This window comes from Pleomorphomonas oryzae DSM 16300 (assembly GCF_000422965.1).
Classification (GTDB): Bacteria; Pseudomonadota; Alphaproteobacteria; order Rhizobiales; family Pleomorphomonadaceae; genus Pleomorphomonas; species Pleomorphomonas oryzae.
Map to the genome: position 1 here is coordinate 43,367 of NZ_AUHB01000020.1, position 20,666 is coordinate 64,032.

At 60.3% G+C, this 20,666-nt stretch carries 16 protein-coding genes and 1 tRNA gene; 12 read left to right on the forward strand and 5 right to left on the reverse strand.

Annotated elements, in window-relative coordinates; translation table 11 throughout:
* The first annotated feature begins 17 nt into the window (after positions 1-17).
* From G522_RS0122770 to G522_RS0122820, 10 genes are all read left to right on the forward strand, one after another.
* Positions 18-3,140, forward strand: coding sequence for a hypothetical protein (locus G522_RS0122770; RefSeq protein WP_026792999.1), 3,123 nt, complete (start codon positions 18-20; stop codon positions 3,138-3,140).
* A 385-nt stretch (positions 3,141-3,525) separates the two neighbouring features.
* Complete coding sequence (locus G522_RS0122780; RefSeq protein WP_026793000.1) at positions 3,526-6,672, forward strand: hypothetical protein; 3,147 nt, start codon at positions 3,526-3,528, stop codon at positions 6,670-6,672.
* Between the two features lie 108 nt (positions 6,673-6,780).
* Complete coding sequence (locus G522_RS29275; protein WP_026793001.1) at positions 6,781-8,244, forward strand: hypothetical protein; 1,464 nt, start codon at positions 6,781-6,783, stop codon at positions 8,242-8,244.
* Between the two features lie 6 nt (positions 8,245-8,250).
* The gene (locus G522_RS0122790; RefSeq protein WP_026793002.1) at positions 8,251-8,853 is read left to right on the forward strand and encodes a hypothetical protein; all 603 of its coding nucleotides are present in this window, start codon (positions 8,251-8,253) and stop codon (positions 8,851-8,853) included.
* A gap of 340 nt (positions 8,854-9,193) precedes the next feature.
* Positions 9,194-10,564: a hypothetical protein gene (locus tag G522_RS29280; RefSeq protein WP_026793003.1), complete on the forward strand. Its 1,371-nt coding sequence runs from the start codon at positions 9,194-9,196 to the stop codon at positions 10,562-10,564.
* A 2-nt stretch (positions 10,565-10,566) separates the two neighbouring features.
* Complete coding sequence (locus G522_RS0122800) at positions 10,567-11,130, forward strand: DUF4376 domain-containing protein (protein ID WP_026793004.1); 564 nt, start codon at positions 10,567-10,569, stop codon at positions 11,128-11,130.
* Positions 11,131-11,134: 4 nt separating this feature from the next.
* Positions 11,135-11,536 carry a hypothetical protein gene (locus tag G522_RS0122805; RefSeq protein ID WP_026793005.1) on the forward strand — a complete coding sequence of 134 codons (402 nt, stop codon included), beginning with the start codon at positions 11,135-11,137 and terminating at the stop codon, positions 11,534-11,536.
* A gap of 59 nt (positions 11,537-11,595) precedes the next feature.
* The gene (locus G522_RS0122810) at positions 11,596-11,829 is read left to right on the forward strand and encodes a DUF7940 domain-containing protein (RefSeq protein WP_026793006.1); all 234 of its coding nucleotides are present in this window, start codon (positions 11,596-11,598) and stop codon (positions 11,827-11,829) included.
* The gene (locus tag G522_RS0122815; RefSeq protein WP_026793007.1) at positions 11,816-12,406 is read left to right on the forward strand and encodes a lysozyme; all 591 of its coding nucleotides are present in this window, start codon (positions 11,816-11,818) and stop codon (positions 12,404-12,406) included. The genes G522_RS0122810 and G522_RS0122815 overlap by 14 nt, the downstream gene beginning before the upstream one ends.
* Entirely contained in the window at positions 12,406-12,804 is a 399-nt protein-coding gene (locus G522_RS0122820; RefSeq protein WP_026793008.1) for a hypothetical protein, read from the forward strand. The genes G522_RS0122815 and G522_RS0122820 overlap by 1 nt, the downstream gene beginning before the upstream one ends.
* Here the strand turns inward: G522_RS0122820 and G522_RS30170 are convergent.
* The 4 genes from G522_RS30170 to G522_RS28350 form a co-directional block, all read right to left on the reverse strand.
* On the reverse strand, positions 12,797-12,991 hold the full coding sequence (locus G522_RS30170; RefSeq protein WP_026793009.1) for a hypothetical protein: 195 nt from the start codon (positions 12,989-12,991) through the stop codon (positions 12,797-12,799). The two genes, G522_RS0122820 and G522_RS30170, sit on opposite strands and share 8 nt — an antisense overlap.
* Positions 12,992-13,170: 179 nt before the next feature.
* Complete coding sequence (locus G522_RS30175) at positions 13,171-14,235, reverse strand: hypothetical protein (protein WP_156887029.1); 1,065 nt, start codon at positions 14,233-14,235, stop codon at positions 13,171-13,173.
* A gap of 545 nt (positions 14,236-14,780) precedes the next feature.
* Positions 14,781-16,745 carry an acyltransferase family protein gene (locus G522_RS0122830; protein WP_169453589.1) on the reverse strand — a complete coding sequence of 655 codons (1,965 nt, stop codon included), beginning with the start codon at positions 16,743-16,745 and terminating at the stop codon, positions 14,781-14,783.
* 338 nt (positions 16,746-17,083) lie between these two features.
* Entirely contained in the window at positions 17,084-17,848 is a 765-nt protein-coding gene (locus G522_RS28350) for a glycosyltransferase family 2 protein (protein ID WP_245586722.1), read from the reverse strand.
* Positions 17,849-18,073: 225 nt separating this feature from the next.
* Here G522_RS28350 and G522_RS0122845 point away from each other — a divergent pair.
* Positions 18,074-18,149 (forward strand) — tRNA-Ile (locus G522_RS0122845).
* Between the two features lie 108 nt (positions 18,150-18,257).
* Here G522_RS0122845 and G522_RS29755 read toward each other — a convergent pair.
* Positions 18,258-18,458 carry a substrate-binding domain-containing protein gene (locus G522_RS29755; RefSeq protein WP_084633361.1) on the reverse strand — a complete coding sequence of 67 codons (201 nt, stop codon included), beginning with the start codon at positions 18,456-18,458 and terminating at the stop codon, positions 18,258-18,260.
* 509 nt (positions 18,459-18,967) lie between these two features.
* Here G522_RS29755 and aspT point away from each other — a divergent pair.
* A complete protein-coding gene (gene aspT / locus G522_RS0122855; RefSeq protein ID WP_026793011.1) occupies positions 18,968-20,653 on the forward strand; it encodes an aspartate-alanine antiporter in 1,686 nt (561 codons plus the stop codon).
* Positions 20,654-20,666 lie beyond the last annotated feature (13 nt).

A 20,666-nucleotide genomic window follows, 5' to 3' on the forward strand; every position in this document is an offset into this window, starting at 1 on the left:
TTTCGGGAGATAGGCCTTTGCGCACCCCTGACAACAGCCCCGACAGCCCTGACAACTACATTGCCTACAAGGATGAGCAGCGGCAGCGAGACGAAAAGCGCAAGACATTCCAGGCCGCAAACCGGGTGAAAGACGCCGCCGGTTCGTCCTCCAGCGATGCGCAGCTCTCCGACCTTGCGGCCGAACGGACCGGGAGCAAGCCGGCGCCGGAGGACATGGTCAAGGCCAATCACGAATTGTTCCGCGAGGCCGCCGACTATGCCTGGGCGGATGGGATTCGGGCCGGCTCGCCCATTACCTTGGCGATCGCAAGCGACCCCAAGGATACCCCGCTCCCTAAGGACCAGTACAACCATCTGGCGTCCGTGGAGCAGGCCACCGGCAATCTCGTCGCGGCTTCCAAGACTATTCCGGACGGGACGCCGTGGGCGGGAGGATGGCTGAACTCGCCTCCAATCCCGAACCCGGAGCTTGCGGATGAGTTCGCGGACGTCCGTCCGCAAGATAGCCCCGAACGAAAGACTGTCCCTTCTGTATGGGACAAACCCAGCGAAATGCCTGAGGCGGTCCAAGACGGAACGATGCTGAACGGCGGCTGGGCCGATTCTCTCCCCGTCCCTCGCACTAACGCGCGACCGAGCGGGGATCTTACGGCGGATGCGGCTGCCATCCGACAGCAGTCCGACCAGCAAAGCAATGGCAACTCGGCACCATCTGGCGACCAAAGCAACAACAATGGGCTTCGGCCCGGCGAGAAGGTGATCTGGCTGGACGGGGTCGCGTCTGAACCGAGTGATGCGGCATCATCGACACGTGGCGATCCCGTGGCTGGTCCGGCGTTTGGCGGGGCACAACCCGCTTCTTCCCCTGCGAGCTCTGGGCAGGCGCTTTCCTCAAAGGCAGGCGACGACGATGAAAAACTCGGCAGTGGGCTGCGGCCCGGCGAGAAGCTGATAAATGTCGAGGTTGTGCCTGAGCCTGGTGCCGGTTTGCCAAACGGTAATACGACAAGCTCCCCCTCGTCGGTTGCCGTCTCAGCGCAGCCCACCCCAAAAGGCCCAGCCGAACTATCAGCGGTCGGTACTGGGGGGCGGTCGGAAGATGCTCCGGCCTTTGGTCAAACCTTGCCTTTTAGCTCAGCAATGCCATTGGGGCCGGAATTTAAGACGCAGATAGATCTGCCTGAGGCCCCGTCGACGCGCGCCTCAATTGCACTTGGCATCGCTAAAATTGGAGAAAACCCCGACCCTCAGCTTTTGAAAGCATTCAAAGACCTAATCGTCCGGCAACCATACATCTCTCAAGAACTAGCGCTCAGCGTTATCGATGGCGTGGCCAATGGCAGCCTTTCAGAAGGTCAAGCACTGGCGAAGCTGACTTATATACCACCATCTGGGCGAGAAATTCTTTCAGACGAGATTGCTAATGCTGCGAGCCTCACAGAGGAGCAGGCAAAAGCCCTAGCAGAGCGGATCAAGGCTCAGCAGGATCTTCCTCCTGAGCTAGGCCTGCAGATGCTCGAATGGGTCCGTGGAGATAACCCGACCTATGGGCCGGAGGATGCCAAAAATTTACTGATGGCAACCACCGACAAGGAGCTTGCTGATCTCACCGACAGCATAGTCAGCTCCAAGGGAAAAAGCCCGGAAGAAATTGAAGCCATTCGTCGAAAGATCTACGAACAGAACGCTATCGACCCGCTACTTGCTGATGATGTGTTGAAACAATTTCTCAGCGGTGAAAAAGACGAAATCTGGGCTAGAACAGCTTTAGAAAGGCAATGGCTTTCCGATAACCTTATAGAATTGGCAAAAGCGCTTCCCGGCAGTGTGATAGCTGCCGGTGGAAGGTTCATTAAGCTAATGGGACATATCGGTCTGGATTCGGAGACGCCAGAACACAAGTCTCTCGTCAATGACATCCTCGGAATGAGAGGCAAGAGCCAAGCTGAGATAGAGGCTATCCACCAACGGGTCCTGAACGACGAAAACTACAATTACCTCATAGGTGGCTTCAATGCGATGCTTGAAGGTGCCGACCCTGAGCAAGTGCGAGCCATGATTTCCCCCTCGGTCGTCGGGAAAATCATGACGGACAACGGTGAGGCTGTGGACAATTTTGGCAAGAAGGTTCTCCCGGCCGCACCCGGACGGGAGAACATATTCGGTCGTAAGGTTGGTGAGATGGCCGGACCTCTGATTGTCGCGTTGGGGCTTGAGCAGATCGTACACGGAGCGGGATGGGCATTCTTAACAGCGGATGCGGTTGGGACCGCCGATGAGCAGGGGCGGAAGCTTAAATTAGATCCGCAGACCTTGGCAAAGGTGAAGCGTGAGACGCTGGTAGTTGCTGCTCTTACGAACGCACCTTTGGGCAATCTACTAATGAAGATTCCGGGGCTTGGAAAGCTCGCAGGCGGTATTACCGAGCGCTTGGTTATTCAGCCAAGCGTCGATGTCGCCCTGCAAGTAGGGCAGCAGGTCGGCCAAAACGCTATCGTGAAGTGGAACTACGACAAGAACCGCGACTTGTTCGACGACGTGGGTGTCGCAGCAGCCACCAGCGCACTGCTTTCAGGGCTGAAGATAACCGGGGGATCGCTATTCGAAAAAGCCACCGTCGGTTCCAAGCCGCATTATGCCCCTCTTGATCCCCAAAACGCCATTGCTGCGGCTCAGCGAGCCACCGGTTTGAAAGAGAGACTGGAGGATCTGGCGGCTATCGTAGAGCCGAAATTGCCCCAACTGCGGGAGACTGAGAAGATACGCTATGTCGTCGATAAAACAGCGTTCGGAACCGAAGTTGAGAACGTTTATTTCAAGGCCGACACAATTGTGGATTCTCTTCGGAAGGCTGGCATTAGTGCCGAAGATTTTGCCAAGAGCTTGAGAATAACTACGAATGAGTTCGAGGCTGCCGTTAAGTCTGGGGGCTATGTCAGGACGACCTTGGGTACCTTCATGGCGGATATTGTGGGAACGAAGCTGAGCGATGTTGCGCTTCAGCACGCGACGTTCAAGCCAGGGGAAACGTCGTTTGCAGAAGGCAGAGCTTTGATCGATCGACTTCGAAAAGAGCAAGCTGGGCGAACAGGCGCTGACTCTCCCGAAGATAGGTCCACCACTTCCGCTGCGCCTTAGGCGTGGTCCAAGGAACCTGCGCGGCGGGCGGCGAACCCGTGCCATGGGTCAACGAGCCCAAGGCCCGGCGAGTGATTGGACTCGATTTCTCGGAATACTTCCTGGTCGGAGAATAAGAATGGTTTCCCCAAATGTTGCTAGGCAAGACGCTGTTCTCCCCGCAGGAAAACTGGGAAAAGGCCTCCCTGAGAATGGTGAAGGTGCGTCAGAGGTGATGCAAGCGCGCCCCAGTGATTTGAACGATCACGCAGCGGAAGCTGGCGAAACGAGGGGTACTCCCTCAGCCGCCGATGACGATAAGGCTACGAAACAATTATTCTCGGCCGCTGCTCTTCCTCTCGTCTTGCGGGAAGCCGCGCACACTTATCTCACTCAACTGGACGCCATGGCGCGGCGGGGCGAACCCCCCGCCTCTCAAGACAAGGCAGCTCTTTCCCGCTGGTTGGGCCAGGCCGGTGATGGCGAGGAACGGTTCGCCCGCGCCTTCGAGGACTATCTCCTGAGGGGCGCGGCTTTGCCGGCCGAACCGCGTGAGGCGTTTCGCCATTTCCGGACTTGGCTGATCGGGCTTTATCTTACGGAGCGGCGGCTCGGGGTGGCTGTCAGCCCCGAGGTGGGCGACGTGTTCGATCGGCTGCTCGCCAGCGAACTGGCGTTGGCCGGGGCGCGCCAGGCGGCCGGCGATGTCGGGCCGGTGTCGCCGGAGCTCCCCGAAAAGCGGACGGCGGCGGAAGCTGAGGCCGAAGAACGACTGACGCGGGAGATCATGCGGCCAGTGCGTGAGGCGCGGGAGAAAGGCTATCGCGAGGAACTGGCGGCTGCGACGCGCGAGGCGGAAGGGCGGATCAATGCGCTGCCGGTCTATCGGGCGACGGAGTGGCTGACCAACCGCCGTTGGTTGGGTGATGAAGCGCCAGCGCTGCCGACGCTCAGGCTGTCGCGGCCCATTCTGGTCGAGCGCTACGGTGAGGCGGTGCTGGCCGCGCTGCCGCGTGGGCGGTTCACCGTTTATGCCGCCACGGGCGGCGTCGACCCAGACGAGGCGGCCGGGCTGTTCGGCTTTTCGAGCGGCGACGAGATGATCCAGGCGATGGCCCTGGTGCCGAAGCGCGAGGCGACCATTGCAGCCGAGGCCAAGCGGCTGATGGTGGAGCGGCGGGACGATCCGCTGGTTGACGGCACATTGCCGGAGAAGGCGCTGGCCGCCATTCACGGGAGCCGCATGGCCGAATGGCTGGCCGCCGAGCTGAAGGCGCTGGCTGGCGCGGCCGGCGAGGCGCAGCCCGTCACCGCCGAGGGGGCGGCGGAATTTGCCCGCGACGCGCTGGTCGACACGCCGGTGCGCGATGCCATCGATGCCCGCCACCACCTGGTGGCCGAGCAGCGGGCCGGCGAGGAGGTGGCAAGGCTCTCCGCTTCGCACGAGGGCGAGGAGAGGGCCAAGAAGATCTACGATGCCCGGCGGCGGCAGCTTCTCAACGTGGCGCTCTATGCCGAGGCGCGGCGGATTGCCGACGATCTCCAGGCGGCGGAGGAGATGGTGCGCCGGCTTGACCATCCCGAGCGGCCGGAGGTGACGACCGGCGTTGACGGCTGGCCGGCCATCGATGCCATTCTCGACCGCTACCAGTTCCGCCGGCCCGGCGAGCTGGCGCCGCGCGACGCGGTGGCCACCTTCGTGAGGGCGATGACGGCGGCCGGCCGCGAAAACGAACTGGCGCTCACCGATGCCGTGCTGGCCGATGGCCAGGGCAAGCCCTATCGCGAGCTGCCGATCGGCACGCTGAAGGCGGTGGTGGCCAGCCTCGAGAATATCGAACACGCCATGGGCCGCAACGATGCGCTGGTGGACGAGCGCGGCCGGCAGGGCCTCGGCGCCGCTGCCAAGGGCATCGCCGCCGCTTTGGCGCGAGCGAAGGGCGGGGTGGGGAAGCGTTCGGTCGATCTCGGTCGTGCCGCCGGCGAGGTGTTGCGGGAGATCGATGGCCGCGCCGAGGGGGCGGCTTTCATGGCCCTGAAGGCGCCCATCGATGCCGCCGTCGCGGCGCTGAAGGCGCGTCGACAGCGGGCGGCGCAGGAAATCGCGGCGCTCTATGCGCCCTATGACGCGCGCGAGCGGCGGGCGATGGCGGTGCGCCGGTTCCTGCCGGTGCTGGGGCGGTCGCTGTCGCGCTGGGAGATGATCGCCATCGCGCTCAATGCCGGCAACGAGGCCGGTTATGCCGGGCTGACCGGGCAGGCGGGCCTTGCTCCGGAGATGGTGGCACAGATCCTCGCGGCGCTCGATGGGCGGGATACGCGGTTCATTCAGGCGGTGTGGGATTTTCTCGAGAGCTTCCGGGACGAGATCGTCGCGCGCGAGCGGCGGGCGACCGGTGGAACACCCAAGTGGGCCGCGGCGCGGCCGGTGAGCGTGGGCGGCGTGGCGCTGAAGGGCGGCTTCTATCCGCTGGTCGTCCAGGGCGACCTTGCCGGCGACGTGCGGTCCGGCCGGTTCGCCAAGGCGATGACTAGGGGCGGTGAGGCGGAGGGGAGCGTCGGGCTCGATCTCACGCTGCTGCATGCTACCGTCGATCGGCTGCTGCATGATCTCATGCTGTCCGAGCCGGTGACCAATGCTGGGCGGCTGTTGAGGGAGCTGGAGCTGGGTGACGCTTTCACCGTCAACGGCCGGAAGGACGATCTCGAAACGCTGGCGGCCTGGCTCGACGGCGTGGCGGCCGGCGATCTCGGGCCGGCGGAATTTCTGATGCGCATGGCATCGGCCAAAGGGGGCGAACCGGCGGCCCGGCAGCTGGCGCAGGATATGGCGGTGGCGCTGATCGAGGCGGCGGGATTGCCCGAGGCGATGAAAGCGGTGGGCAAGGCTGGGTTTGCGGCCGGCGTCAGCGGTACGTTCTGCCCCGGTGTCGATGACCGGATCGTCGAGCGTTCCGCCTTGATGGCCGGGCGGCGGGCGGCGGCGGCCAAACGGGGCGAGGCGGGGAAGGAAGATCTCGCGGCCTGGCTGATCCGGCGCATCCGCTGGCATTTCGTCGACATGCCCGTGTGGCTCGCCGGCTACGGCGAGGGGCTCGCCCGGTTCGGCAACGAGGCCAAGGCGGTGGCCGAGGGCGACGGCTGGTTGCGGCGGGCGGGCGCAGCGCCGAACGGCAAGGCCGAGGCGGTGAAGACGATGGTCGCAGCCTTCTTCCACGCCCATCCCGACGCGGCGGGGGCGGCCGGCGATCTGACGCGCGCCCTCGGCGCCGCTCTGCTGTTCGCCCGTGCAAAGGTGGTGCAAGCGGCGGCGCGGGGCGAGGGGCAGGGTGGTGACGGCGGCCTCAGCCTGATCGACTCGGCACCGGAAATCCGCGACGCCACGCCGGTGTTGGGCGATGGCGCGGCCAGGGCAGCCATGTGGGCCCCACTGGCCGAACCGGCAAAGGGCGCCGGCGACGCCAAGGTCGTGCGCTCGGCCATGATGGCCGCCGCGCTCCTGATCGACGCGCCGCCGTCCACGGCGATTGATCATGTGTTCGGGGCGGGATGAAACAAACCTCGGCGGGTTAGGGTCTGGCGAGATTCGACTTTCCTGTTGCCGCATCGAGTCTGCGGAAACCGGCTTCCTTTCCGTACGATGCTTTTGTGAGGTCCGCCGATGACCATTGCGAGCGAAGTGAACCGCTCCGGCCCCTATGCCTGCAACGGGGCGACGACAAGCTTCTCGTTCGGCTTCAAGGTCTATGATCCGCGGCATGTCAGGGTGATCCTGACCGATGCGTTAGGCGTCGACAGAACGTTGTCGCTCGGGACCGACTATACGGTGGCTGGGGTTGGCGGGGACGCCGGCGGTTCGGTGGTGACGACGGCCGCGTACTCCGCCGGTGCATCGATCACCGTGCTTCTGAATGTGCCTTTCGTTCAGGACATCGACCTCGAAAACCAGGGCGCATTTTTCGCGGAAGTCATCGAGCGCGGCCTCGACCTTGTCACACAACGGACGCTCCAGCTTTTGGAGATGGTCAAGCGGGCATACCTCGCGCCCGCCAATTACAGCGAGGGGGCGACCATCGATCCCATCACCCTTAACGACGTTGCCGGTAACGCATCGGCCGTCAAGGGATATCGGGACGAGGCCAAGGCTGCCGCTCTGGACGCGGCCAACAAGGTGGCGCTTGCCGCTGCGCAGGCGGCGGCGGCGACGACCAGCGCCAATGCGGCGGCGGCATCAGCCGAGCAAGCCGCGCTTTTCGGCGGGCAAGCCTATATCCCTATCCTGTTCACCGCGACGGCTGGGCAGACGGTGTTTTCACTAGGTCAGACGATCGTTCCGGCCCTGGCGAACGTCTACCACAACGGGGCGAAATACCCCCTCGGTGGCGCCGACTACGCGCTGACAGCCACGACGTTAACGCTGGCGAACGCGGCGAGTGCCGGCGATGTCGTCGAGGTTCACGTTTTTACCGCCTTCGCAGTCTCCAACTCTGTGGCGCTGTCGAACAACCTTTCCGATCTGCCGAACAAGACGGCGGCAAGGGCTAACCTCGGGCTCGGCAGCGCGGCTGTGGAGGACGCCGGTGCTGGAGCCAATCAGCTTCTCAAGCTCGATGCGGCGGGGAAAATCCCTCCGCTCGACGGTTCGCAGCTTACTGGATTATTTCGCCCGCTTGGAAGCTCGGCGCTTTCTGGAGTGGCGATAAAAGATTTCCTTGCGGTTCCGTCAGCGGCGAAACGTATAACGCTGGATTTGACAAATGTATCAAGAAGTTCCTCCTCAGCAAGTTTGCTGATTCAGGTCGGCGCCAATTCAGGAATAGTCACCACCGGCTATGTCGGCGCTCAGGGTGCTATGCTGTCAACCGCCTACGGGACAGTTGCACTTAGTAGCGGCATCATTCTGCCTGTGGGCGGCGGTGGGAATGTAAATCAATCTAATTCTCTGCTGACGTTCGTAAACATTACGAGCGATACATGGAAGGTTGTGGGCCAGTGTTCCGATGGAACCCGTATTGGTTGGGTGACGGCCGTCATCACCCTTCCGGGCGTTCTCGATCGGATTCGGATAAAGACAGACACAGGCGATACATTCACTGGCGGCACCGCCAATCTATTCTGGGAGTGATACCGGATGACTTTCGCTACAAACCTGGTCACTCTTGGTCGTCGTGTCGTTGGCGTACTTGCGAACAATCTTGTTGCCCTAGATGGCAACGCGAAGTTGCCAGCAGTTGATGGAAGCCAGCTTACTGGCCTGATCAAGGGGCAGACTGCGGTCGCACTGAGCGGAACCGTTGTAGATTTTACGGGCATCCCGTCAGTTGCGAAGCGCATTACTATAGCTTTGGCCAGTCTCAGCACGACTGGCGCTTCCCATGTGCTGTTGCAACTGGGTAAATCTGCCGGCATTGAGAACACCGGATATGCCGCGTACACTTCTATTTCGACCACTGGGTCCGGTGGTTCGTCCATGAGCAGCACGGCTGGTTTTTTCGCTGGCTGGACGGGCGGGGCAGCCGTCGTCTCATCTTCGGTCATTACCTTGATCAACGTCGGCGGCAATCGTTGGGTCGCCAGCCTGGCTGGTGGTCTCGACAACAGTGCGGGCATTTACTACGGGTTCGTGGCGGGCGGAGACAAGACACTCGGGGGTGTACTTGATCGTTTACGCCTTACCCCGGCAAACGGCACGGACACGTTCGATTCGGGCACCGCAACTGTTCTGTGGGAGTGACGGGCTACGCGCATCGAATTGATGTCATGGCAGACGCCATCGTCCGCTCCGGTGCGACCTGAAGGACGCGACTCTCGCAGCCGAGGATGCCGCAGCGTTCGAAGCGATCGACATTGCGGCCGGCTGGCCGGGCTGACGCCGGCGGTGCCAAGGCAGCGGTGACCCTAAACGTTCTCTCAGGTGTAAAAAAAGCGCCCAGGGCTGCCGTTAAATAGTACCATCCTGAGCGGCTCTGCCAACGCGGGGCTTTGGCGAAGGGGAGTGTGGCGCTGGCGGGGGCCGTCGCGTCACGAAATAATCCTTCTGCCCTTACGGTCTTGCAAAACAGCGAGGCCCGCCGATGACTATTGCTAGCGAAGCGAACCGCTCCGGCCCCTATGCCTGCAACGGGGCGACGACACATTTTCCCTTTGGCTTCCGGATCTACGATGCGGCACACATCCGCGTCATCCTGACTGATCCCCAGGGCACCGAGACGACGCTGTCACTCGGAACCGACTACACTGTGGCCGGCGTCGGCCAGAGCGGCGGCGGGGCCGTCGACATGGCCGTCGCCTATGCCTCGGGCTATCGGGTGACGCTGATCCTCAACGTGCCGTTCACCCAGAACATTGACCTCGAAAACCAGGGTGCCTATTTCGCCGAGACCATCGAGCGGGCGATCGATCTGCAGACGCAGATGTCGCTGCAGCTCAAAGAGCAGGTGGCGCGCGCCGTGGTACTGCCGGTGACGTCGTCGGTGTCGGTGGATCAACTCACCAGTTCGGTGCTTTCGCTGTCGGACATCCAGCCGCAGATGCAGGCTCTGGTACCGATCGCCCAGGACATCAAGACGGTGGCTGGCATCTCTGGCTCCGTGGTGGCGGCGGAGGGCAATGCCAGCACCGCAACGGCGGCGGCCGGAGTGGCCACCAGCAAGGCTGCCGAAGCGGCGGCAAGTGCTGAAGCGGCCAAGATCTGGAACCCGGCCTCCTATTCGACCACCGCGCAGATCACCACCATGCTCGGGGGGTATGTGCCGACAGGGCGCAGGTTGAAGGTTGGTGCAGGCTTGTCGCTCAATGGCGTAGCAGGCAGCGACGCCACGCCGGCTGAGGGTGATCTCTCGGCCGATCGGCTGCTCGCGCTCGACCTGACGGCAGTACTTGGTCGCTTGAAGAACGTTCGCTTCATTACGGCCTCAGGTAATGTCCAGCCGGCCCCAGGCTGCACTAAGTGGCTCGGCTTTTTAGTTGGTGGAGCAAACTCCGGTGGTAACAGCAGCGGAGCTTCCTATGGTGCCGGGGCTCCCGGTGGGGCTGGGTGCATGTTCTTTGCTACGGTCTCTGACGGCACACAGTATACGGCGATAATCGGCGGTGTCGGGGGTAATTCCAGCTTTGCAGTCGGAGCCACCACGTACAGCGCCCAGGGTAATGGTGGGGTGGCAACCAATGGCCTTATCAATTTGTCGGGTGCCCCCTGTGGGGACGGGACGGTTACTGGCGGCAATCCGGTAGTGCTTTCCACCGGCCCGAACGGCGGCAATGGGCCTTTTGGCCTCGGTGCCGGCGGCGGAGGCGCTAGAGTTAGTAACTGGAATGGCTCCATATCCAAAAACGGCATCCCTGGGTGCGGTTACGGCGCTGGTGGCGGCGCAGCAGCGGGCCTCGGTGGCTCGGGTACTGGCGGTGCGGGCACGCCAGGATGCCTTCTCTTGCTGGAGTTCTGATCATGAAGCAAGCTTATGTCGTTGAAGCCGGCGTGGTGGTTAACACAGTCATGCTGGAGGATGATGCGAAACTCGCTGAGTTTAACGTGGTTGACGGTCCTGCCGATGTTCAGATCGGGTGGATATTCGATGGCGTGAGTTGGTCCGCCCCTGCCGAACCGGCGTCTTCATTTGAAGATCTCCGCAAGGCCAAGCTCGCCAGCATAACCGCATTTGCTAATATTCTATTTTCCGCCGGCGCGTCGTTACCCTCCGGTCTTCACATTGCCCTCGATGACGGCAGTCGAGCTGATCTCACGGCTATGGCGGCGACCGCCACCGCCGCTGCTTCCGGCGCTGTGTCTTGGCCCGACAGCTATGCGCGCGGCTGGATCACCATCGAGAACCTTCGCATCCCGCTGGCCACGCCGGCCGACGGTCTTGCCCTGGCTGCCTCGGTCGGCGACTATTATGCCGCTATCGTGCAGCACCGGCGCGACCTGAAGGACGCGGCGCTTGCCGCCGAAAACGCTGCCGCACTCGATGCCATCGACATCGCCGCCGGCTGGCCGGCCCCACAAGGTTGAGGGCATGACCAAGCCGTTGTTTCGCGATACCGATCCCACCGGAGAGATCCTCGTCAAGCTCGGCGAGCTCGGCGCCAGCGTTGAGCACTTGCTGCGCGATTTCGCCGACGAGAAGACGGCCGCCCGCGACAACCGCGCGGCCGTGCATCGCCGGCTCGATGAACAGGCACAGGGATTGGCCGACGTGAAGACCGAACTGGCGCTCAGCCGGCAGCTGGTCGAGACTCTCGCTCAAACACAGGCGGAAACCGTCCTGCCGGCCGTTGATGACTGGCAGGACATGAAGAAGACCGGCCTCACCATCGTTGGCTTCCTCGCCCTCGGTGGTGTCAGCGTCGGCGCGGCCCTGACCTGGTTTTCCGATCAGGCGTCGGTGCTGGTGCGCCACTGGCTCAGGATCGGCTGAGCGCAACGGCGGAAACCATCCCCGTCTAGTCTCCAGCCATTCTCGCTGGAGTTTGCGCCATGAAGCGACCGAGGCTCATCCCCAACGCCCGCCGCGTGCTGAGACATTCCTGGACCTCCCACATCCTGATCGCTAGCGGCTTGCTCACCGCCGCCGAGGCGGTGCTGCCCTATCTCTCCGGCACAGAGCTGATCGCCCCCGCGGTCTTCCCGTTCGTTGTCTTCGGCGTGGTGTTTGCCGCCTTCATTGCCCGCTACATCCTTCAGGAGGCCTTGCACGATGGCGACGATTAAGCTCTCGCCGACCCGGCGCGCCCGCGCGGCGATCGCCGCTGTCGTTGTCGCGGCCGGTGCCGGCGGCACGGTGGCGCTGATGCCCGGTGCCGTGCCGGTGCCTGACGACGTGGCGCTGGCCGTCGAGGTGCTGGTCAAGCCCTGGGAAGGCCGGTCGCTCAGCGCCTATCTCGACAGCATCGCCCAGCCGCCGGTCTGGACCATTTGCGACGGCGATACGACGAATGTGAAACCCGGCATGACGGAAACACCCGTCGGCTGCGACCGGCGCCTTTCGGCTAAGCTGACCAACGTTTATCGCGCCAAGCTCGTGGCCTGCATTCCCAACTGGAATGCCGCGCCGGTGAGCTGGCGGGCGATGATGAACTCGCTCGCCTGGAACATCGGCGCCAACGCCGCCTGCGACTCGACAGCGGCCCGGCTCGGCCGGGCGGGGCATTGGCAGGAAAGCTGTGTCGCCGCCACGGCCTTCAACCGGGCCGGTGGGCGCATGGTGGTCGGCCTCGCCCGGCGGCGCGGTATGGGCGACGCAACGCGCATCGGCGAAGGCGAACTCTGCGCCTCGGGGGTGCTGTGATGTTCGGCTTGCTCGACAAGATCGGGACGACGGCCGCCGCCATTGCCGGCGTCGTGGCCGGCACTCTGCTGACGGCCGCGCTGATGAGCCTCTATGTCTGGCTGGTGCATGACCCGGCCGTCGCCTCGGCGGCGCGCGAGGGGTTCGTCACGGCGTCCGAGAAGCTGGCGTTGCAAGGACAGATCGAGGAAATGCGCCGTCAGTTCAAAGTGGCGGAAGCGGCCGCCGCGAGCGATCGAGTGCGTGCCGAGGCGGCAAACAGGGAAGCGGACGATGCGTGGAAGCAATATGAGGCGGCCGTGGCCGCTGATACCGGCGATGATGGTTGCCGCGTCACTGACGGCGATCTTGAATGGCTGCGGCACTCTCGATCAGCGCCTCACGGAAGCGTCAACTGAGATCGGCCGCCAGAATGCCGGCGTGACCCTGCCGGCACTGCCGGCCCGCTGCCGTGACAAGATGCAACGCGTTGCGCCGAAAGCCGGTGAAAAATGGCGCGCCGTGCAAAAGCGATGGGAGATTGTCGCTGATAGCGAGGATCGCCGGGTTTCGGGCTGTGCCGCTTTTTACGACGATGTTGGACATAGTTTTTCGTTGCTCGGCCGGTTCCTATAGAACGTGTGTTCAATCTTCGAGGGGAAGCGAATGGCGGCTGCGGGGGCGAAGCGACTCTGCTTGCTATTCTGTTTGAGACATTTCTCTTGCGAGAGCGGCGGGCGAAAATGCAGCGCTTTCATACCGGTTCCGCCAATTGTCACTTACGGTCACTGTACGTCAGCTCGGCTTTGTTTCACTTCCCGTTTGGGAGCTTCGGTCTGATATTCTCGCCCCGCCAGAATTCCTCCAAAATTTAGCTTGCGTCGAATTATCGATTGAAAGGCAAACTGTAAACGGAAGGGCCATGAGCCTAAAAGGCTGGCTTTGCATTGTTTTTCCGTAGAAAGTTTTGCCATTATGAATGTTTTTCTAAATTTTTTGGCACGCCGTGAGTGGAATGGAATTAGAAAAATCCATGAATTTATGATGTCGTAAAGTCTTGAATCAAAGTTATCTTCTGCTGGAATTACAGAAAAATTCGATTGCTTTACGGTTAGTGAGAGAATTGACTGATCGTGTCTGTGGTCGATGAACTGATGGCTTTGTTTGAGCGATGATCTTTCGTTCGTTAAAAGTCGCATTGAATCCAGACGCGAAAGCGCGAGCCATTTTTCTGCCAGGGCCCGAGTTTCCTGGCAGTTTTTAATTACAAAAATGGTTGCTTGAATTTGTGGGGATATTCTCTGTTCTTTTGGTGTTTTTAAATATTCGAATAATTCGTTCTTCGTAAACCGCTCTTCGCTGTGCTCCAATTGGAAGAAAAGTCCGCCACTCTCGTTGCATATGTCAATGTATTGATGGAGACGCTCAATACCAAGTGGCGATATTTCGCAGCCGCCATCCAAATAAACGGCAAAATCACCCTCCCTCATTGAAGTCAAAACAGAATTTATAATAATTGGCTTCCATAGCCAAAATCCGAATCCGGGCTTGTTGTTTCTAATGAACTCAAAATCTTCATTGGACCAGTTTGGAATTCTGTTTATGACATTTTTGTGGAGGTATTTTGGAGGGTATAGAAGATCGCTATATAGAAGTACTTCTTTGAAGAAGCCACATTTACAGGCGTCGTTGGCAAGGGAACGTGCCGCGTTTCTATATTTTTTTAGTCCACCACCAAAAGTGACTAACGTTATTGATTTATCAAACGAGCCGTTTTCTTTGATGTTCTGCAGCAAGCTTTGAGGGGGGATTGTGGATTTGTATTTCGGATTCTTAAATTTGAACAGCATGGCGCACCTGCTCTATTTAGATTGCGATTACAAAGAGGTGCCTAGCTGAGCCCGACTTTTTAGTGGCAATGGCGGGGCTTGCCGGAACCAAGGCGATCAAGGAACTTCGCCTTACGAAAATTGAGCTGGTCTGGTTTGTTTGAACGGCCCTCGGACATCTTATCGGTGGTTCGATGGCGACGGCAAGCGCGCCAAGACCATCAATGCCTTCCGTATACTTCCAGTTGGAACTTGCCAAGATCAGCCCATCCGCCCTACCGGCCCGTGGCTAGGCGAGCACCCTTCAAACGGGCGGCACCTTGGATACGCAGTTCAAAAATTGAAACCGCGGAATTCCCACAGTACGCATCTGCGGGGATTTGACGCCGGCTGGCGAGAAGAGACGTGGCGCGCTGCAGGGCTTAGGTGCAGATCGTCGCAGTTGGCGAAGATCGTCGTGCGGCGGATTGTGCCGCATTTTCTGGGAACGCTCAGACGAGCTTTTCCGTACCTGCACCTGGATGAAGAGCTTTGATCTTGAATAATCCGGTTATTGATTGTGATGTTCACGGATTCTTATCTATTAACGTAAGTGCAGCCAAATAAGGTTCAAACAAAGGCGCGACAAGCAAGGCTCCCGAATGCGAAAGGTGCGTATTGTTTTGGTACAATAATGTGCTTCCTTTTATTCTTATGCATGCTCCTTCTGGGCAGAGTATTCTCCCTGGATTTACCGATTTAAAATTTTTATGCTTAGCGGATGCCTCATTGAGGATCTCTAAGACATAACGCTGCTGGCTTATGAACTGATCGTAGGTTAGCTCGACTAACGAACTTGGTAGCCCAAATCGTTCAGACCAAGCTTTCCAAATAACCGGAGCTTTTCCACTATATTCCGGAATTGTTATCGAAGTGACAATCTGCCTGTCTCCAATATCTTCAATTGTCTTCTCGAGGGCTGATTTAATTACGGGTATTCTTTCTGCGTCGCTTACTTCTTTATTGTGATCAAATAGTAGCGTCTTGTATTCACCGTCTGGCCCTCCTACAAGAGAGGCCCACTGTAGTATTGATATTACCAGCTTAGGGTTATTCTCTTGTATTTTTCGTAAAGCAGACTCGTACCGCAGTGGACACGGAGAGTCTGGGTCTCGAGTAATATTGGCTAGCGGAGGACATCCCCCTCTCCCAAGATAGAGGCCGCGCAAATGGTAAGCTTTGGCAATGTCTCCGATTTCGGCCGCAATCGCGTGAGAGTGCGAGTCTCCAATAATAACGAAAGAGATCTTGTCTGATGTTTCATCCCCAAGTGGGCATGAGGATTCCATTCCCATTTCAGGGCATCTCTGTGAGATTAGATAGGAATCCCTCTTTACGGCTTCATCCATGGCGATGAGGTCCGCCGGCAATCTTTGTGGCAGGCCTCGTGTTTCGAAGATGAGAATGCCTGCGCCGACAAGAGCCAGCGTGAACAGGGCGAGCGCTGCGAAGAACGGTTTGCGCTGGCCAAGTAGCCGCTTCTGACGGATCGGTTGTTCCCAGAGGAAGTAGCCGACGACCGAGAGGACGGACATCACGGCGGTGATGACGACGCGGGTGGCGGTGTCGGTCGGCGGCAGGCCGATGCCGGCAGCAATGGAGATCAGCGGCCAGTGCCAGAGATAGAGGGCAAAGGACAAACGGCCGATCCAGACGAAGGGGCGGAGCGACAACAGCTTGCCGACGATACCGCCGTTGGCCCAGATGATCGCCGCCGCGCCAAGGGTCGGCGCCAGCGCGACATAGCCGGGGAAGGGATCGAATTCTGACAGGCGCAGCGCCGCCCAGGCGATGGCCAGCAGGCCGGCGATGCCGAGAACCGAGCGTTGGGTTGACGGCAGGCGATCGCCCGACTGCAGGATGGCGATCAGCGCGCCGGTGCCCAGTTCCCAGAAGCGGGTCGGCAGCAGAAAGTAGGAGGGCGCCCAGTTGAGCATCGCTGCGCCGATGCTGAGGGCGAGTGACAGGGCGACAAAGCCGCCGATTAGCCATTTGGCGCTATAGTCGCGTTTGGTGGCGAAGATCAGCAGCCAGGGGAAGACGAGGTAGAACTGCTCCTCGACGCCGAGCGACCAAGTGTGCAGCAACGGCTTGGTGAGGTTGTCTGGATCGAAATAGCCGTTACCGCCGATGAAGGCGAAGTTGGAACCCGATAGGGCTGCCCACACGAGACTGCGGCCGAAGGGGCCATAAGTCAGCGGCACCATGGTGATGATGCCAAGAGCCGTCGTTGTAGCCAGCACGATCAACAGGTTGGGGTAGATGCGGCGGAAGCGGCGTTCGTAGAAGTCGATCAGGCTGAAGCAGCCCTCGGCGATCTGGCGGGCGATCAGCGAGGTGATGAGAAAGCCGGAGATGACGAAAAACACGTCGACACCAACAAAGCCGCCGGGAACCCAGCTGAATTCAAAGTGAAACAGAATGACGATGGCGACGGCAAGCGCGCGAAGACCGTCAATGTCTTCCCGATATTTCCAGCTCGAACTCGTCAAGATCGCCCCACCCGTTCTGCCTGCCCGCGGCAAGGCGGACACCCTCAAACGGGCGGCAAGATAGATACAGAAGTTACAAATTGAAACAACGGATTTGCTGCAGCCACGACTGCAAGGTTGGCCTCGGCTGGCTAGAAGAGAAATGGCGCGCCGTGCAGGGATGGTGAGAAATCGTCGCCGATGGCGTAGACCGTCATATGCGCGATTGCGCCGCTGGCGACAGCCGGCCGGTAATTCAAGTGTCCATGTCCGTTGCGGCGGAGAGTCGCCTCGATCTGGACGACGAGAGTTTGATCCAGGTCACCGCCGCGATGATAGCCGCGCGAATTCAGTAGCGATCAGGCGTTGTTCCCGGCGGACGGCCCATTCCCCTCGGAACTCCAAACCGAGGTGCCGTTGGTGACTACCTTCCGGATACCCTGGGCTTCCCGCCATTCTCTGCCGATGTCCTTTATGACCGGGATTCCCTCGGGCGAGAATATGTAGTTGCGAAATGGGTGGGCCATTCTCTCCAAGTCCATGTTGACGGAGGAATAAAACTGTTTCTCCGGGTCATGTTCCGGAATCATGAGCGCTGCAGCGGATCGAGCGAAGTCTCCCCGCAGTATGGATGGCGATGTCGTAAATTTCGGGAGGGTACGATAAAGTGGAAGTTTTATTCCGAATGGCTTGAAATAAATTCTTCTATGATGAATGTGCCCTCTCTGCTTGATGTCCCAGTTTTGGTCTGCCGTATGAAAGGAGGTTTGCTGCACGCGAGCATCATTGAAAGGTAGAAAGATCTCGTCGTCGAGAGTCCGGAGCGCAACCCAGTCATCTTCGAGGTGGAATACATAATCGGCCTTTGTCGCCAGCCACAGCCGTTTTACCGCCGCGCCGAATCCTGGGGTTTCCGGCTCGAAAATGGTCGCTTCCGGGAACCGCTTGCGGACAATGGAAAGCACGGCCGCGTGGTCTTCCTCCGAGCCAAAGATAGGGTCCAGATTCACAAAGACGCGTTCCGGTACCAGGCGAGAGAAGACGCGCTGGGAAAAGCTGTCCAGCGTTACAGCCAGCAGTTCGGGGCGGCGGGCAGATACTATGCAAAGATCAAGCGAAACCATTGTGCGACCACAGATTGTTCGTTGATTTCTAAATACAAATATTTCCTGAAACAATGGAAAAACGCGGGCGCCCACAGGATGGCTTGGTCTTCGACGCCTCCGCCACGAATAGCCGTTGACCCGATGAAGCGCCTTGATTCCGTTGATGGGGGATGGCAGAAACAGGCGCCCTGAACCGGGGCGGGCGATGGCTCAAGGGGCCATCGGTTGCGTTTCGGTTCGGAAGGGCCTGTAGCTCAATGGTTAGAGCCGGCCGCTCATAACGGTCTGGTTGCAGGTTCGAGTCCTGCCGGGCCCACCAACTTTCAATCGTCCGCAGCGGACATATGGCTGGCCGAGCAGGCGTATGGCGGTCCTTGTCTCGGGCCGGATTCCGGTGACCGGCCTGCAAGAAGGCCCAAGGTGCGGCTTACGCCGACTTCCTTGGCACGAACTTTCCGGGCAGATGGATGGTGGTCTTGTCGAGCCGGCCCAAAATCATGTCGGCTGCCTTGCGCACCATCAACTCGAGCGGCTGCTCGTAGGTAGTGAGCTCATCGGCCGGAGAGGATGCCAGATCGGCGTGGTCGAAGCCGACGACGGCGATATCCTCGGGAACCCGCAGTCCGATCGTCGCCCGAGATAGTACCTCGCGGCGTCCCTATCGAACTTCCTCGGTCGTGCCAGTCACGGGCTGGTCGGCCCATGATGCGGCAATCACATTCGCGTGGTGCCAGCGGGTGAAATCCGCGAAGTGTGGGCTGATTGCCGATCGTTGGACAGTGTTCCCGTAGGCCAGGCGTCCGCCGACCCGTGAGACTTTGAAGCAACCGTCCTGATCTGACAGATGTTCTCGCGGGCGGGCACGGTCGCTCGTTGAGAGGCGGTGGGCATTACGCGCGGGGACTGCCGCTCAGGCGGTCCGAACTCGTCAAGTCTGACTCGCTGGACCGATTCAACTGTTGGTCACCATGTCGATCGACTGACCGGTCGACAATCACAAGATTAATACCGCGATGTAGGTACTACTACTGCGGGAACTATAAACTTTTCAAATTGTTAACACAGCAATATCGGAGCCTGGCCGTCCGAGGGCCAGGAGACAATGACGCCGCCGATCCAAACAATAAGCGAGGCAACATGACCTTCGTCGCCGATATTTTCCGGCAATCGCCGGAAACTGCTCTCTTCCTGGCGCTGGCTATCGGCTACTGGATCGGGAAATTCAAGTTCGGCAAGTTTCAGCTGGGAGGCGTCGCTGGTTCGCTGTTGGCGGCCGTGCTGATAAGCCAGTTCGGCGTGCATATCGACAACGGCGTCAAGGCCGTTCTGTTTGCGCTGTTCATCTATGCCGTCGGCTTCGAGAGCGGACCGCAGTTCTTGCGCTCGCTGGGGCGGCAATCCATCCGCGAGATCATCATGGCCGTCGTGCTGGCGATCAGTGGGCTGGCGACCGTGATCTTGTTCGCCAAGCTGTTCGGCCTGGACAAGGGCATTGCGGCGGGTATCGCAGCCGGCGGGCTGACGCAATCGGCGATCATCGGCACCGCCAGCTCGGCCATTGAAAAGCTGGGCTTGGGGGCCGACGAAGCTCAGAAGCTGCAAGCGAATGTGGCGATCGGATATGCCGTCACCTACATATTCGGCTCGTTCGGCGCCATCATCGTCTGCGTCAACGTCCTGCCCTGGTTCATGGGGCGCGGCATTCGAGACGACGCGGTGAAAGCCGAAGCGGAAATGCTGAAGGGCGCCCATGTGTATGGAGCGGGGGAGGAGCCGGCCCTGCCGGATCTCGTCGGCCGCGTCTACCAAATTCAAGTCGCGTCCGGACAAACGGTTTCCACCATCGAGGCTTCTGCTTCCGGCGGCACCATCACCATTGAGCGGATCAAGCGCGGCGGCAAGATCATCGGCGTGGAGCCGGGGCTGAAACTTCAATCCGGCGATCTTGTCCTGATCGTCGGTCGCCGGCTGGGCGTCGTGGGCCTCGAAGACAGGTTGGGCCCGGAGTCGCCCGGCGCCGAGGGTATGGAACTGGTCGTGACGACTCGCGACCTCGCCATCACCGGTAAGGAGTTCGTGGGGCATACGGTCGGACAGATTATCGCCGAAAGCAGCAATCTGCGTCACGGCATCTACGTGCTGGCTGTCACGCGCGGCGGTGCCAAGGTCGATCTTGCCAATGATACAGTCATCAACGCGGGCGACGTCGTCACCGTTCATGGCGTGCAGGAGGATCTGCAGCGGCTTGCCAGCCATGTCGGGCCGGCCATCGTTCCCAGCGACAAGACCGATTTCGTGTTCCATGGCGTCGGTCTGGTTGCCGGACTGCTCATCGGGCTGCTGGTCCTTCGGATAGGCTCCATCCCGCTGACGCTGGGCGCCGGCGGTGGCGCGCTGCTCTCAGGCCTGGCCTTCGGCTGGTATCGCAGCCGGCACATGACGATGGGCAACATGCCGACGGCCGCCTCGACGCTGCTGCGCGATCTCGGTCTGGCCGGTTTCGTGGCGGTGGTCGGGCTTCAATCGGGACAGCAGGCCATTCAGACGATCCTGCACAGCGGTATTTCGATCTTCCTGATCGGTGTTGTGGTGACCGTTGTGCTGCTGCTGATCACCATGCTCGTCGGTCGCTACGTGCTGCGCTACGACAATGTGGCGGTGTTTGCCGGTGCGCTGGCCGGTTCGCGCAGTGCCAATCCTGCCTTTGGCGAAGTCCTGGACAAGGCTGGGAACGCGATCCCCACGGCACCCTTCGCCATCACCTACGCGCTGGCGAACGTGTTCCTGACACTGCTTGGTCCGCTGGTCGTCGCGTTCGTCTAGGCCGGTGAAAAGC